Here is a 13,498-nt window from a genome sequence, read left to right on the forward strand (position 1 = left end):
ACGCCTTCCTTCTACCTGAGGGCAAGCTCGAAAACATTGACCTGGATCAACAATCCGAACTTTTTTTGGCAAAACGACAGGGCAGGCAAGGATAGCTCCCGCCGGATGCCGCGCCTATTCGTCGATGGGACGGGTGTAGTCGCACCCTTTTTTCGGGCAGGCGATGTGCTCGCCCTTGTCCTTGGAACTCTTGCGCACCAGGATGGGATGATCGCATTTGGGGCACGGCTCGTTGATGGGCCAGTTCCAAACCGCGTAATCGCACTTGGGGTACTCCGAGCAGGAGTAGAATATCTTGCCCCGACGCGAGGACTTTTCCACCAGCTCGCCCGAGCAGCCTTCACGCGGGCACGGGACGCCCGTGGAAAACGGCGCAGCGTAGGTGCAGTCCGGATAGTTGGAGCAGGCGATGAACCTGGAGCCGGTGCGCGCCTTCTTGAGCAGCAGCTCGCCGCCGCAATCGGGGCAGACGCCGACCACCTCGGGCTTTTCGGACTCCACCACCTTGATGTTGCCATCTTCGTCTCGGGTGAAATTGACGATGGACTTGCAGTCCGGATAGCCGGTGCAGCCCAGAAACTCGCCGCGCCGGGACTGCTTGATGGCCATGGGGCGGCCGCACTTCTCGCAGGTCACTCCAGTGTCCTCGGGCTTTTCGCGCTCCACCACCTGAATGTTGCCTTCTTCGTCGCGGGTGAAGTTCTTGATGGTCCGGCAGGCCGGGAAGCCGGTGCAACCCAGGAATTCGCCTGTCTTGCCGAACTTGATGGCCATGGGCTTGCCGCAATTCTCGCAGACGACGTCCGTGACCTGCTGGGAGCGTCCCATCTCGGTGCGGGCCTTCTCAAGAGTGGGATAGAAATCGTTGCCGAAATTCCGGAGCAGCTCCTCCCAGTTCTTCTTGCCGTCGGCCACGTCGTCGAGCAGGGACTCCATCTGGGCGGTGAAGCTCACGTCCATGAGAGCCTGGAAATGCTCGGAGAGCTGGTCGGACACGGTAAAGCCCAATTCGGTGGGCACGAACCGTTTCTCCTCCAGCTTGGCATACTCGCGCTCAAGCAGGGTGGAAATAATGGCCGCATAGGTGGACGGCCGCCCGATGCCCAGCTCCTCCAGGGTCTTGACCAAGGATGCTTCCGAATAGCGGGCCGGGGGCTGAGTGAACTTCTGTTCCTTTTTCAGCTCGTTGAGCTTGAGGGTCTCGCCCTCGTGCAGCTTGGGCAGCTCCACGTCCTCATCGGTCTTGGCCTTGTCCATGGCGGCCAGGAAACCGGCGAAGAGCAGCCGCTCGCCCTTGGCGCGCCACACGGTCTGCGGGGCCGAAACGAGCACGGTGGTATCCCAGAAGGTGGCCGCTGCCATCTGCGAGGCCACGAACCGCTGCCAGACGAGCCGATAGAGCTTGTACTGCTCGGATGGCAGATAGCTCTTCACGCTCTCGGGCGTAATGGTCACGTCAACGGGCCGGATGGCTTCGTGCGCGTCCTGCGCGCCGCCCTTGGTCTTGAAATTTCGGGTCTTCGGCGGATAGTAGTCCGCGCCGAACTGCTCGATAATCAGTTCCTTCGTGGCCTCCTGCGCCTCTTGGGCGATACGCACGGAGTCGGTACGCATGTAGGTGATGAGCGCGGTGGTGCCGCGCGCGCCGAGTTCGACGCCTTCGTAGAGCCGCTGGGCGATGGACATGGTCCGCTTGGCGGAGTAGCCCATGCGCCGGTTGGCGTCCTGTTGCAGAGTGGAGGTGATGTACGGCGGCAGGGGCTGGCGCTTGCGCTGCTTCTCCTGCACGGAGTCCACAAGGAACTCGCCCTTTTCCAACTGCTCCTGCAAAGTCTCCGCCTGGTCCGCGTTGGACACGTGATTGACGCCCGGCTTGACCGCCTTGCCTTCGAGCTTGTGCAGATCCATCCAGAACGGCGGCGGATTCTCGCCTTCGAGAAAAACCTTGAAGGGCCAGTACTCGTCGGCCTTGAAGGCGCGCCGCTCCTTCTCGCGCTCCACCAGAATCTTAAGGGCCACGGACTGCACGCGCCCGGCCGAGATGCCGCGCTTCACATTCTTCCACAGGATGGGGGAAATCTTGTAGCCCACCAGCCGATCCAGGATGCGCCGGGCCTGCTGGGAGTCGAAGAGATTCTCGTTGAGCTCCTGGGCGTGTTCAAGGGCGTCCTTGACAGCCCGGGACGTGATTTCGTTGAACTGAATCCGGCGGATGTTGTCATTGACCGGCTTGAGCAGTTCGGCCACATGCCAGGCGATTGCCTCTCCCTCGCGGTCCGGGTCAGGCGCGAGATAGACGGTGTCCGCCTTCTTGGCCGAGGCTCGCAGCCGTTTCACCACGTCCTCCTTGCCCTGGATGATCTCATAATGCGGGGCGAAGTTGTTTTCCTCGTCCACGCCCAGATCGCGTGTGGGCAGGTCTCGCACGTGGCCCACAGAGGCATCCACAATGTAATCCTTGCCCAGGAATTTGGAGATAGTCTTCACCTTGGCGGGGGACTCGACGATAATCAGGTCTTTCGGCATGTTGCGGCTCTCATATCAGACTGTGGAAAAATGCGCGATTGCGCTCCCGCATCCGCGCCCTCTTCGACAGGCTGCAAGATTGTGTGTCCGGTTCGTGTTGCCGGATTCGGGGCTCGGCCTTTCCGAGAACCATTCCCGGTAGACTGAGGGGGGTCTATGCCCGGTTTTTCGCCAATTCGTCAAGCCTCTATATATAGATAATGGGTGAAACGCACTTTTTCCTTTATTGAGCAGCCTGCCATTCCGCCTCGCCTTGTCGCTGCTTTTTCATACACAGGCAACATTCCGTCACTCGTTCGTAAGGCTTCCGACGAATGCGGCGCGTATGTTCTTCGAAACATATAACGCACTTGCATTCAAGGAGAAAAGAATGTCTTCCGAACACCTCAATCGTCGTGATTTCCTGAAAATCGGCGCCCTGGCCGGTGCAGCCGCCGCCGTCTCAGCCGTGCCCGTCCGCGCCATGGCCGCCCCGGCTGTCCGCACCCTTGAAGAGTGCATGTCCATGACCCCCGAAGCCATGGCCGACGCCTCCGGTCCGGTCTCCGCCTCCTGGCGGTCCATCCTGAAGGCCGCCGCCGCGATCCGCAACCCGGCCATCCGCGCAAGCGTCGAGCAGATCCTGAACAACCCCACGCCCTCCGTCATCAAGGGCATGAGCGGCTCCAACAAAAAGGCCATCTACAAGGAACTTTCCGCCAAGGGACTCATCGAGGGCGTATCCGAAGCCGATTTTCTGCCCCCGGCGGCCAGCGCCGACGCTTCTCCCCAGCCCTTCCGCTCCGCTCCCGGCAGCGGCTACCAGAGCCATCACGCCTACCCGGGCGGACTGTGTACCCACACCGGCCTGAACACCCGCGTGTCCATCGCCCTGTATGACGGCTACCGCGAAGTCTACGACTACATGCTCGACCGCGACGTGGTCATCGCCGCGCAGCTTCTTCACGACCTGCACAAGCCGTGGGTCTTCCAGTGGGACGCCAACGGCGAGTCCCGCACCGAGCGCAAGCTGGCCGGAACCGGCGAGCACCACACCCTGGGCGTGGCCGAGTCCATCGCCCGCAGGCTCCCCGCCGACGTCATCGTCGCCCAGGCCTGCGCCCACAACCATCCGCGCACCGAAAAGGACGAGGCCCAGGTCGTTGGCTGGCTGACCGCCGCTTCGGTCATCGCTGGCGTCGACCCCGTCGCCTACGGTCTGCTCGCCAAGGGCGGCAAGACCCTGCCCATGCCCCGCCGCCAGGAGGGATTCGTCACCCACCTCGGCGACCACGACTGGGTTCTCACCGTGCCCGCGTGCCAGTGGATTCTCCCGACCATGGAGAAAGTGGCCATGCGCGACTACGGCATTTCCAAAAGCGACCTCAAGGCCAAACCGTTCAACCAGTTCCGCAACTACGTCTTCTCCCAGGCGACCATCATGTCCCTGTACGAGACTTACGCCGCCAAGGGCGAAGCGGAACTCGTCCGCACCATCCATTCCATAGTCACCCCCGCCTAAGGCGGTCACACCCCGCCCGGACGCATCCCGCAGCGTCCGGGCGGCCTCCTTGGCCCGATGCAAGGTGAACGCCCCGACCAAAATTTTTTCCCCCCTCCGGCCGGCCCCATCCCTTTTTCCCTGATTTCGCACGGCCGCCCCGCCTACGCGGCAGTCCGCGCCGTCTCTGCAATCCCGGACCGAAACCGTAAACTCGGCGGTTTTTATAAAAATCAGACCGCGCAGGGCGAAGAATGTTCGCCCCATGGACCGCCGTGCGCACTAGAGAAAATCTAGACTTAACTTTCCGGCAACATTGCCCTTTTCAAGGTGGTTACAGTTCCGGTAAAATTTCGGGTGGTTAGGCGGCGTAAAGTCATGGTATAAGCCTGTACACGCTGGACGAATACGAAAAATCATCATTAATTCATTAAACTAATTGAGAATCGGGCCGATAAGAGCCAGTAAGGACAAGGCCCCGATTTTACAGGCGAGACATGAGCGACAGAAAACAGGAATTGGCCGAACGAACGGCCGAGGTTCGGGAAGCGCTGGCCAATGCCGCGAGGCAGGCCGGTCGCGCGCCTGAAGACGTGACCCTGGTTGCGGTTTCCAAACTGCACCCGGCCTCGGACATACGCGCGCTGGCCGAGACGGGCCAGGCCGAGTTCGGCGAAAACTACGTGCAGGAAGCCCTGTCCAAACAGGAAGATCTGGCCGGACTGGACGTGAACTGGCATTTCATCGGCGGCCTTCAGACCAACAAGGCCAAATACGTGGCCGGAAAGTTCGCCCTGGTGCACAGCGTGGATTCCTCCAAGCTGGCCCGGGCATTGCACAACAAGGCCGTGAGCCTGGACACGGTGCAGGATATCCTGATCCAGGTGAACATAGCTGGCGAGACGCAGAAATCGGGAGTCGAAACCGAACGTCTTCCCGAGCTGGCCGAGGAGGTCCTCGGCATGGAAGGACTTCGCCTCGCCGGGTTGATGACCATGCCGCCGTTCTTCGACGATCCGGAACGCGCCAGGCCGGTGTTCGCCCGGCTGCGGGAACTGCGCGACCGACTCGAAACAAGGCTGGGCGTCAAGCTGCCCCATCTTTCCATGGGCATGACAGGGGATTTCGTCCCGGCCGTTGAGGAAGGGGCGACGTTGGTGCGCATCGGCACGAGAATTTTCGGAGCGCGGCCGCCGCGCGGCTAGGAACTAAGCGGAGACAGCATGGATCTGGGTACCATAATAGGCATCGTCCTCTCCTTCGGACTGGTCTTGTCGGCCATTATGACCGGCTCCAGCCTGATTATATTCGTGTCCGTGCCCTCCCTGCTCATCGTGGTGGGCGGCACCATCGGAGCGGGCCTGGTCAACTACCCAATGAACTACATCATCGGGGTCATAGGGGTCATCAAGAACACCTTCTTCTCCAGCCTGGACTCCCCGGCCGAGGTCATCGACCGTTTCAAGGACTACGCCAACCGCGCCCGCCGCGAGGGCATCCTGTCCCTGGAGCCGCTCATCAAGGAAATCGACGACGACTACATGCGCAAGGGGCTGCAACTGACCGTTGACGGCCTGGAACCCCAGACCATCCAGGAGATCCTCGAAACCGAGATATCCTACCTGAGCGAGCGGCACGCCACCGGCGCGGACGTGGTCGGCGCGCTCGGCACCCTGGCGCCGGCCATGGGCATGATCGGCACGGTCATCGGCCTGGTCCAGATGCTCCAGACCATGAGCGACCCGTCCTCCATCGGCCCGGCCATGGCCGTGGCCCTGCTGACCACCCTCTACGGCGCCATCATCGCCAACCTGATCCTCAACCCCATGGCGGGCAAGCTCAAGGCGCGCAGCAAGGAGGAAATTCTCCTCCGCGAGATGATAATGGAAGGTATCCTGTCCATTTCCAAGGGCGAGAACCCTCGCATCATCGAGGAAAAGCTGAACAGCTACCTGCCGCCCAAGGACCGCATCGTTTCCGATTAACCATCACGCCCGAGGGGGCGCGCCATGGCCAAGAAAAAGAAAAGACAGAGCTGCGAGGAAATTCCTCTGTGGATGCTGACGTTCGCGGACTGCATGACGCTGATGCTGACGTTCTTCATCCTGCTCGTGTCCATGGCCACCATCGACCAGCGGCGCAAGCTGGTGGCGCTCGGCTCCATCATCGGCACCTTCGGGTTCAACAAGCAGAGCTACGACACCTTCTCCAAGGAAGACACCAAAAAGACCGTGGAGCCAGGCCCCATCGACACAGGGGATCTGGAGCCGCTTCAGTCCCTGAAATGGGAAGACGTGGACGCGGACATCAATTTTTCCTCGAACAGGTTCGTCCAGATCCTGTCCATCAACGCCAGCCTCCTTTTCGGGCCTGACGGCTCCGTCCTGAGTCCGGGAGGACGGGCCACCCTGGACCGCTTCATGCCCCTGTTGAGGCAGGTCGAATATCCCCTGCTCCTGGCCGGGCACACTTCGGACATGCGCGACGAGCTCGGGCTGGACTACCAGCCCGGCGATGACGAGCAAAACCCGGACCTCTCCTGGAAACTCTCGCTCAACCGGACCCTGGCCATCTACAGCTATCTGCTGGCCAACGGCATGAGTCCGGACATGCTCCGGGTCGAGGCGTTCGGCAAATACCGCCCCCACTACCCGCCGAACTCAGCGGAAAACCGCGCCCGCAACCGGCGTGTGGACATCGTTCTGGACAAGCGCTCCAGCCGTCTGGGCGACCGCATAGTCGAGACCGCGCCCGCGCCTCCGCGCCGGGACGACACCATGAGCGTCGACGGCTTTGAATTCGACGTCTCCACCCCTGCGGAGCTGCGTTAGCCATGGCCAGAAAGAAAAAGGAAGAGCCCTGTCCGCCCCTGGCCCTGTGGCTGGTGACGTTTTCGGACCTCATGACCCTGTTGCTGACGTTCTTCGTCCTGCTCCTGTCCATGGCCTCCATGGACAACGCCATCCTCACCAAGGTCACGCTGACCACGGCGGACCTCGGCCTGCTCGACAGGCGCGGCTCGGGCCGGGTCAGCGTGAAGGAGCGGTTGATCGTGGACCTCATGGAGAAGCCGTGGGAAGTGCTCGACAAGCAGCAGCGGATCAAGGACCTGCTCTTTCCGGACGACACCCTGCCGGACGAGATCAGCAAGTCCCGGCTCGACGACAACCTCGACGTCCTGGCCAAGCAGGACGGCGTGGCCCTGGTCTTCTCCGACCAGATTCTTTTCGCGCCCGGCAAGGCCGAGCTGTCCGACCTCGGCAGGTTCCTCATAGACCGGCTGGTGCCGATGATGACCCAGACCGACGCACCTATCAACGTGGCCGGGCACACCGATGCCTCGGACGCCGCGCAGACGCCGCTGGAACTGTCCGGCGACCGCGCCCTGGCGGTGCTCGCCTACCTCGTGGACAAGGGCGTGCCCAACTCGCGATTTTCCCTGTCCGCTTACGGCGACGCCTTCCCGGTGGTCGACGATACGGGCAGGCGGATAGCCTCGCCCAAAAACCGACGGGTGGAGATACTGCTCAAGACCGCCCGCCCCATCGGCGGCTACTGACGGGCCTAAAGTTGGCCTGGAAAATTACGACGATTGACGATAAGCATTTTGACAACATCCAGCAGGAAGGAAACTGCCATGGCCGAAGACGAAATCCAGGAAGACGGAAAAAAGAAAAAGAGCGGTCTGCTCAAGTGGATCATCATCGTCGTTCTGCTGGCGGGACTGGGCGTGGGCGGCTACTTCGTCTACACCATGTACATCGCCGCGCCCGACGAAAATGCGACCGCCCAGGATGACGCCTCGGGCGATCCCGCCCAACCGGCCGAGCAACTGGAGGGCCAGATCGTGGCCCTGCCCACGTTCCTGGTCAACCTGGCCGACCCCCTCGGACGCCGATACCTCAAACTCGGCGTGGAGGTCGAGGTGCGCGATAGCGACGCCCAGGCCGCTCTGACCAAGTACGAAGCCAAGATCAAGGACACCCTGCTCCTGCTTCTTTCGAGCAAGACCTACGACGGCCTGTCCACCATGCAGGCCAAGGTGGAACTCAAGCAGGAGATCGCCGACCGCCTCAATCAGATCATCGGCAACGGCGGCGTATTGCGGGTCTACATCACGGAAATGGTCATTCAGTAGCACGCTTCTTGCTAGTTTCGTATCGGGACGTCCCGATTTTTGACGGCCCGGACGAAGAACAATGAATTCAACGAGGTGAGCGACATGGCTGACGATCAGGACAAACTCGCGCAGGAATGGGCCGACGCCCTTCTTGAAAATGGCGACGTGACCGATCCTTCCGAGGCGGAGAGCGCCGACATGGGAAATGACGACGAGGCCCTGGCCGACGAATGGGCGGCAGCCCTGGCGGAATCCGAACAGGAGGAAGTCAGGCACGAAAAGGAGCAGGCGTTCCTGTCCACCCGGACCCACGATTACGACCTGCCCGACATGGGCCCGGACGCCAAGGCCGGAAGCACCTCCGGCAAGCGCGACCTGGACTTCATCCTGGACATTCCGCTGGAAGTCTCGGCCGAACTCGGCCGCACCAAGCTTCTCATCAACGAGCTTCTACAACTGGGACAGGGCTCGGTGGTCGAGCTGAACAAGCTGGCCGGCGAACCCCTCGAAATCTACGTCAACGGCAAGCTGGTGGCGCGCGGCGAGGCCGTGGTCATCAACGAAAAATTCGGCATCCGGCTGACGGACATCATCAGTCCCATCGAGCGGGTGAAGCAGCTTGGCTAGCCCGGCTCCTGTCAACGTCGCCGCCCCCATGGAACTTCCGGCTGTGGATTCGGGAACCACCCTCCTGACCACCGCCGGCTACCTGTTCCTGCTGCTCGGCGTCATTTTTCTGGCTTACTGGCTGCTCAAACGGTTCGGCGTGCCCAGCGCGCTGACCTCGGGCGGTCCCGGCGGCCCGAGGCTGGTCAACCGTCTCATGCTCGGAAACCGCCAATCGCTGACCGTGGTGCGCTACCGCGACAAGGACCTGCTGCTGGGCGTGACCGAACACGAGATCACCCTGCTCTCCGAGTCGGAAGCAGCGCCCGAGCCGGAACGCCCGGAACGCAAGAACTTCGCTTCGATCCTCAAGAGGAACGCGGGCCATGAGTAGCCGCGCGCGTCTGCTGACCCTGCTGGCGGTCCTGGCCGCCGTGCTCCTTCCGGCACTGGCCTGGGCGCAGGCCCCGGTCATCCCGAAACTGTCCATGGAGCTTGCCGCCGGGCAGGCCGATCCGCAGGAAGTCTCGACCCTGCTCGAAATCCTCTTTCTGCTGACAGTCCTGTCCGTGGCCCCGGCCATCCTGCTGACCATGACCTCCTTCACCCGGATCATCATCGTCTTCCACTTCATCCGGCAGGCCATGGGCACCCAGCAGATGCCGCCCAACCAGATCCTGGCCGCCCTGGCCGTCTTCATGACCATGGTCATTATGTACCCAGTGGGCAAGGCCATCAACGAGACCGCGCTCCAGCCGTACATGAACGAGACCATCAATTTCACCGAGGCGTTGACCCGCGCCCAGGAGCCTATTCGCACGTTCATGTTCAAGCATACCCGCGAGAAGGACCTGTCCATCTTCTACTCCATCACCAAGGAGCCGCGCCCCGAGAGCAAGAACGACGTGCCCACCATCATGCTGGTGGCCGCCTACACCATCTCCGAGCTGAAGACGGGCTTCACCATAGGCTTCCTGATCTACATTCCGTTCCTCATTCTCGATATGGTCGTGGCCTCCATCCTGCTCGCCATGGGCATGATGATGCTGCCGCCGGTGATGATCTCGCTGCCGTTCAAGATTCTGCTGTTCATCCTCATCGACGGTTGGAACCTGCTGGTGGGGTCCCTGGTCAACACCTTCCAGTGACCGGACGCCCCGCGTTACCCGGGGAGTGGTCCGTCCGGACATCTGCCCGCAACCTCAACCGCCCCGACATGGAGGGCCTGAAATGACACCGGAGTTTGTCGTCGGTTTCGCCCGGCAGGCCATCGAAATGACCCTGGTTATCTCCCTGCCCATGCTCGGCATCGGCATGGCCGTGGGCATCCTCATCTCCATCATCCAGGCCGCCACCCAGATTCAGGAAATGACCCTGACCATGGTGCCGAAGATCATCGCCCTTTTCCTGGCCCTGCTCGTGGCCTTCCCATGGATCATGGACAAGATGACCTCATACACCACCAACCTCTTTCTCAACCTGCCGAACTACATCCGCTAGTGCGCCCCGGCGCCTTCCCCGCCGTGTCGCCGCCTCTCTCCGGCGAAGGACTTTCCTCGGCTGTCATTGACTATACGTTCAATCCAATGCTAGGAATGTTAAGCTGAGAATAGTGAACTGGTCGTCGTCCGGCAGGAGGGGATACCCGGACGAAAGGCTTATCTCCGGAACGCTTGACGCGTCCTCAAGGGTTGTCGAAATGGCGGAAGACACCCTTGAAAGGGAAGCTGATTAACATTCCGGGTGACGACCCATGCTCCCCTCCGGCCTTCTCGATGAGAATTGCGCACGGCAGCACAATAAGCGGCAACTGTAGGGGATCAATCTGTGAAGCACCCGTCTTCATTAGTAGTTAGTGCACCGCTCACCGCATTCTTGCGGCGTTTGCCATATTTCCATTCATCCCGTTCCACCCGGAATTCCCGGCGGCCACGTCGGGCGCCCCCCGCGAACGGCACAGAGAGCGAAAAGGGCGACGAACAGCACCCTGCTCGCACGGCGGCGCGCCATCTGCTCCTCGCCGCCGTGCTGACAGCCTGGTGGTGTGTGCAGCTTCCGGCTTGCGCGCAGGCATCGGCAAACATCCATTTCCTGGACACCTTCGCCTCCATGCCCGAATCCGATGCTCGGTCATTCGCGGCCTCCATACATTACCCGGCGGAATCCCCGGAGACCGCGCCGCCGAACGCCTCACTCAAATGGGTGGAGCCCCTGCCCGACACCCTGTTCCCTCCCGACATCGCCGCCCCGCTGTTCTGGTGGGACGCCGCTGAAAAACCAGCGGCCTGGAAGATCTCCGTACTTGCCGAGGACGGCCCGATATTCAGCGTGCTGACCAGATCGGGACATTGGATTCCGACCGATGGGCAATGGGATTTAATGCGGACCCGCGCCGCGCTCGGCCATGACGCGGCGTTGCGCGTATGCGTCGCCGCCGTCGGCGGGTGGGATGGCCGGACCATCGAAGGGGAAGTATCCCTGCGAATAGCTTTCAGCCCGGACCCCATCGACGCCAAAATCTTCTTTTTGCGCAAACCCGTGCCCTTTGCCGAGGGACAGGCACACCCCGAACTGACCCAATGGCTGTTGGCCGACCCGGCACGGCCCGGCGAGCCGGACCTGGTCATGGACGGACTTCCCGTCTGCGGCAACTGCCACACCTTTGCCGCCGGGGGCAGCGTCCTCGGCATGGACGTGGACATCGACGGCGACAAGGGCAGCTACATGCTCATCCGCGACAAGGGCAGGGCCACGGTCGCGCGGAACAACCTGGTCTCGTGGAACGACCGGCCGACCCCGGCGGGCGCGCCGTACAGCTTCGGCCTGTTCACCGCCCTGTCCCCCTCGGGCCGGTACGCGGTTTCCACTGTGGGAGAGCACTCCCTCTTCGTCAGTCTCGACGACAAGGCTTTCTCCCAGCTCTTCTATCCCGTCACCGGCTTCATCGGCGTGTACGACGTGGACGCGGGCCGACATGCGGACCTCCCGGGAGCCTCCGACGAACGGTGCGTGCAGACCGCTCCGGCATTCAGCCCGGACGGCCGGACCGTGGCCTTTTCCCGCGCGCCGGTGTCCCCCGCTTTGCTCAAGGCCGTGACAAGCGGACAGGTGCGGGCCGAACCCCATTCCGCCAGCATATTCGCGCTGAACGAAAAATACCCGTTCCGCTTCGACATCTGGACCGTGCCCTTCAACGAGGGGCGCGGGGGCGAACCCGTGCCGCTGCGAGGAGCCTCGGACAACGGAAAGAGCAACTATTTCGCCCGCTATTCCCCGGACGGCGAATGGATCGTGTTCACGCAAAGCCCGACGGGCCTCGTGCTGCAACCGTTCAGCCGCCTGATGATCGTCCCGGCGGCGGGCGGAAAGGCCGCGCCGCTGGCCTGCAACGTCGAGGGAATGAACTCGTGGCACAGCTGGTCGCCCAACGGACGATGGCTGGTCTTTTCCGGCAAGTCCCGCTCCCCGGTGACCGAACTGTTTTTGACCCATATCGACAAGGACGGCCGGTCCAGCCCGGCGATCAGATTGTTCCGTTACAGCTCGGAATCCATGGCGGCCATGGTGCCCGAGTTCGTGCCGGAATCCTTTGCAAACCTGCGGAGCATCCGATTTGGATTCCACTTGGATGGGAGTCGGCAGTCCAAATCGGGCAACATCCGATAACGTATCGTATTCATCTACAAACGAGGAAGCTATGAGGAACGGAATCACACTACGGTTACTGGGTTGCATCGTATTCATGATGGTCCTCGCCGTGTCCGGCGGCCATGCCCACGCCTACGGAGGCGGTGGTGGCGGCGGTGGCGGTGGAGGAGGTGGCGGTGGCGGCGGAGACGTTGGCGACTCAGGTCAGGACAGCGGCTTTGGCCCCCTCTCCCAGGCGGACCTGGTCCGCGCCTTCGGGACGCCGCAACAAAAGGAAGAGCTGGAACGCTCCATCAAGGAGGCGCGTGACCGCCTCAAGCAGGCCGAAAAGATGGCTGAGATCAGACGGAAGCAGCTTAATCTGGCCAAAAAGAAACTCAGAGAGCTTGAGCAGGAAATCCACAATGGCGATACCTCCATTGAAAAGGAGAACGAATATTTCGACATGTGGAAAAAGCTCACCCGGAAGCAGAACGAGTTTCTGAAGCAGAACACCGAGGCCATTGTCGCCGGAGCGGAGCTTGGGCGCGCCGAAGAGGGCGACGACAGCCTCACCCAGGCCCAGCGGGACAGGCTCAGGGACTCCTTCAACAAAGACGCGGACGCCATCCGCAGGGAAGCGACCGAGAGAATGATAGACGCCCTGTTGCAACATTCGCGAGTCGCCATGAACGAGGCGGACGCCCACGACCGCAACATGCAGCGCGCCGAGATGGTCAAATGGGTGGCCGTAGCCGGTGGCGTCGCGGTCAGTGGCGTGGGAGCCGCCACCCTCACCACGGCCCAGGCCGCGAAGCTGCTCCTGGTCTCGTCGGCGCTTGATGCGACCGGAGCCGGGATCGGCGCGGCCGCCGACTCGCGGAGCAAGGGACACAGCGTGACCGAAACCGTTGTCAGAACCATGTCCGCGGCCACCCTGCAGGCGATTGCGGGGAAGGTGCTGGGAAAGGTGCCCTCCACCAAGGCGGCCACGGCGGACGCGCTGGTGGATTTCGCCAAGGCATACGGTGTTGACGCCTTGCAGAACGCGATGGCCGATCTCGATACCTCCAATTCCGCACCCACGTCCGCTCCCAACTACTCCCCCGGCATACCCACGCAACAATATCACCGGTAGG

General features: G+C 62.0%; 13 protein-coding genes. 12 read left to right on the plus strand and 1 reads right to left on the minus strand.

The window, feature by feature from the left end:
• Window positions 1-114: 114 nt before the first annotated feature.
• On the minus strand, window positions 115-2,526 hold the full coding sequence (gene topA / locus LF599_RS15995) for a type I DNA topoisomerase (RefSeq protein ID WP_269940194.1): 2,412 nt from the start codon (window positions 2,524-2,526) through the stop codon (window positions 115-117).
• A 370-nt stretch (window positions 2,527-2,896) separates the two neighbouring features.
• Here topA and LF599_RS16000 point away from each other — a divergent pair, with 370 nt between their 5' ends.
• From LF599_RS16000 to LF599_RS16055, 12 genes are all read left to right on the plus strand, one after another.
• Complete coding sequence (locus LF599_RS16000) at window positions 2,897-4,027, plus strand: twin-arginine translocation signal domain-containing protein (RefSeq protein ID WP_269940195.1); 1,131 nt, start codon at window positions 2,897-2,899, stop codon at window positions 4,025-4,027.
• A gap of 476 nt (window positions 4,028-4,503) precedes the next feature.
• A complete protein-coding gene (locus LF599_RS16005; RefSeq protein ID WP_279521487.1) occupies window positions 4,504-5,211 on the plus strand; it encodes a YggS family pyridoxal phosphate-dependent enzyme in 708 nt (235 codons plus the stop codon).
• Between the two features lie 18 nt (window positions 5,212-5,229).
• The gene (locus tag LF599_RS16010) at window positions 5,230-5,991 is read left to right on the plus strand and encodes a motility protein A (protein WP_269940196.1); all 762 of its coding nucleotides are present in this window, start codon (window positions 5,230-5,232) and stop codon (window positions 5,989-5,991) included.
• 24 nt (window positions 5,992-6,015) lie between these two features.
• A complete protein-coding gene (locus tag LF599_RS16015) occupies window positions 6,016-6,837 on the plus strand; it encodes an OmpA/MotB family protein (protein WP_279521488.1) in 822 nt (273 codons plus the stop codon).
• 2 nt (window positions 6,838-6,839) lie between these two features.
• Window positions 6,840-7,565 carry an OmpA/MotB family protein gene (locus LF599_RS16020; RefSeq protein ID WP_269940199.1) on the plus strand — a complete coding sequence of 242 codons (726 nt, stop codon included), beginning with the start codon at window positions 6,840-6,842 and terminating at the stop codon, window positions 7,563-7,565.
• A 78-nt stretch (window positions 7,566-7,643) separates the two neighbouring features.
• Window positions 7,644-8,144, plus strand: a complete 501-nt coding sequence (locus tag LF599_RS16025; protein WP_279521489.1) for a flagellar basal body-associated FliL family protein — start codon at window positions 7,644-7,646, stop codon at window positions 8,142-8,144.
• An 84-nt stretch (window positions 8,145-8,228) separates the two neighbouring features.
• On the plus strand, window positions 8,229-8,753 hold the full coding sequence (gene fliN, locus LF599_RS16030; protein WP_269940200.1) for a flagellar motor switch protein FliN: 525 nt from the start codon (window positions 8,229-8,231) through the stop codon (window positions 8,751-8,753).
• Window positions 8,746-9,126, plus strand: coding sequence for a flagellar biosynthetic protein FliO (gene fliO / locus LF599_RS16035; protein WP_279521490.1), 381 nt, complete (start codon window positions 8,746-8,748; stop codon window positions 9,124-9,126). The genes fliN and fliO overlap by 8 nt, the downstream gene beginning before the upstream one ends.
• On the plus strand, window positions 9,119-9,880 hold the full coding sequence (fliP, locus tag LF599_RS16040; RefSeq protein ID WP_269940202.1) for a flagellar type III secretion system pore protein FliP: 762 nt from the start codon (window positions 9,119-9,121) through the stop codon (window positions 9,878-9,880). Before fliO ends, fliP begins: the two co-directional genes overlap by 8 nt.
• 82 nt (window positions 9,881-9,962) lie before the next feature.
• Window positions 9,963-10,232: a flagellar biosynthesis protein FliQ gene (fliQ, locus tag LF599_RS16045; RefSeq protein ID WP_269940203.1), complete on the plus strand. Its 270-nt coding sequence runs from the start codon at window positions 9,963-9,965 to the stop codon at window positions 10,230-10,232.
• 546 nt (window positions 10,233-10,778) lie between these two features.
• Complete coding sequence (locus LF599_RS16050) at window positions 10,779-12,398, plus strand: TolB family protein (protein WP_279521491.1); 1,620 nt, start codon at window positions 10,779-10,781, stop codon at window positions 12,396-12,398.
• 31 nt (window positions 12,399-12,429) lie between these two features.
• Complete coding sequence (locus tag LF599_RS16055) at window positions 12,430-13,497, plus strand: hypothetical protein (RefSeq protein ID WP_279521492.1); 1,068 nt, start codon at window positions 12,430-12,432, stop codon at window positions 13,495-13,497.
• The last annotated feature ends 1 nt before the right edge of the window (window position 13,498 follow it).

This window comes from Pseudodesulfovibrio thermohalotolerans, from assembly GCF_021353295.2.
Classification (GTDB): Bacteria; Desulfobacterota; Desulfovibrionia; order Desulfovibrionales; family Desulfovibrionaceae; genus Pseudodesulfovibrio; species Pseudodesulfovibrio thermohalotolerans.

Excerpts from the sequence above, each read along its gene's own strand:
- LF599_RS16020 (WP_269940199.1), top strand. The coding sequence starts at position 6,840 with ATGGCCAGAAAGAAAAAGGAAGAGCCCTGTCCGCCCCTGGCCCTGTGG.
- topA (WP_269940194.1), bottom strand. The coding sequence starts at position 2,526 with ATGCCGAAAGACCTGATTATCGTCGAGTCCCCCGCCAAGGTGAAGACT.
- fliN (WP_269940200.1), top strand. The coding sequence starts at position 8,229 with ATGGCTGACGATCAGGACAAACTCGCGCAGGAATGGGCCGACGCCCTT.
- LF599_RS16015 (WP_279521488.1), top strand. The coding sequence starts at position 6,016 with ATGGCCAAGAAAAAGAAAAGACAGAGCTGCGAGGAAATTCCTCTGTGG.
- LF599_RS16005 (WP_279521487.1), top strand. The coding sequence starts at position 4,504 with ATGAGCGACAGAAAACAGGAATTGGCCGAACGAACGGCCGAGGTTCGG.
- LF599_RS16055 (WP_279521492.1), top strand. The coding sequence starts at position 12,430 with ATGAGGAACGGAATCACACTACGGTTACTGGGTTGCATCGTATTCATG.
- fliQ (WP_269940203.1), top strand. The coding sequence starts at position 9,963 with ATGACACCGGAGTTTGTCGTCGGTTTCGCCCGGCAGGCCATCGAAATG.
- fliP (WP_269940202.1), top strand. The coding sequence starts at position 9,119 with ATGAGTAGCCGCGCGCGTCTGCTGACCCTGCTGGCGGTCCTGGCCGCC.
- LF599_RS16025 (WP_279521489.1), top strand. The coding sequence starts at position 7,644 with ATGGCCGAAGACGAAATCCAGGAAGACGGAAAAAAGAAAAAGAGCGGT.
- LF599_RS16000 (WP_269940195.1), top strand. The coding sequence starts at position 2,897 with ATGTCTTCCGAACACCTCAATCGTCGTGATTTCCTGAAAATCGGCGCC.
- LF599_RS16010 (WP_269940196.1), top strand. The coding sequence starts at position 5,230 with ATGGATCTGGGTACCATAATAGGCATCGTCCTCTCCTTCGGACTGGTC.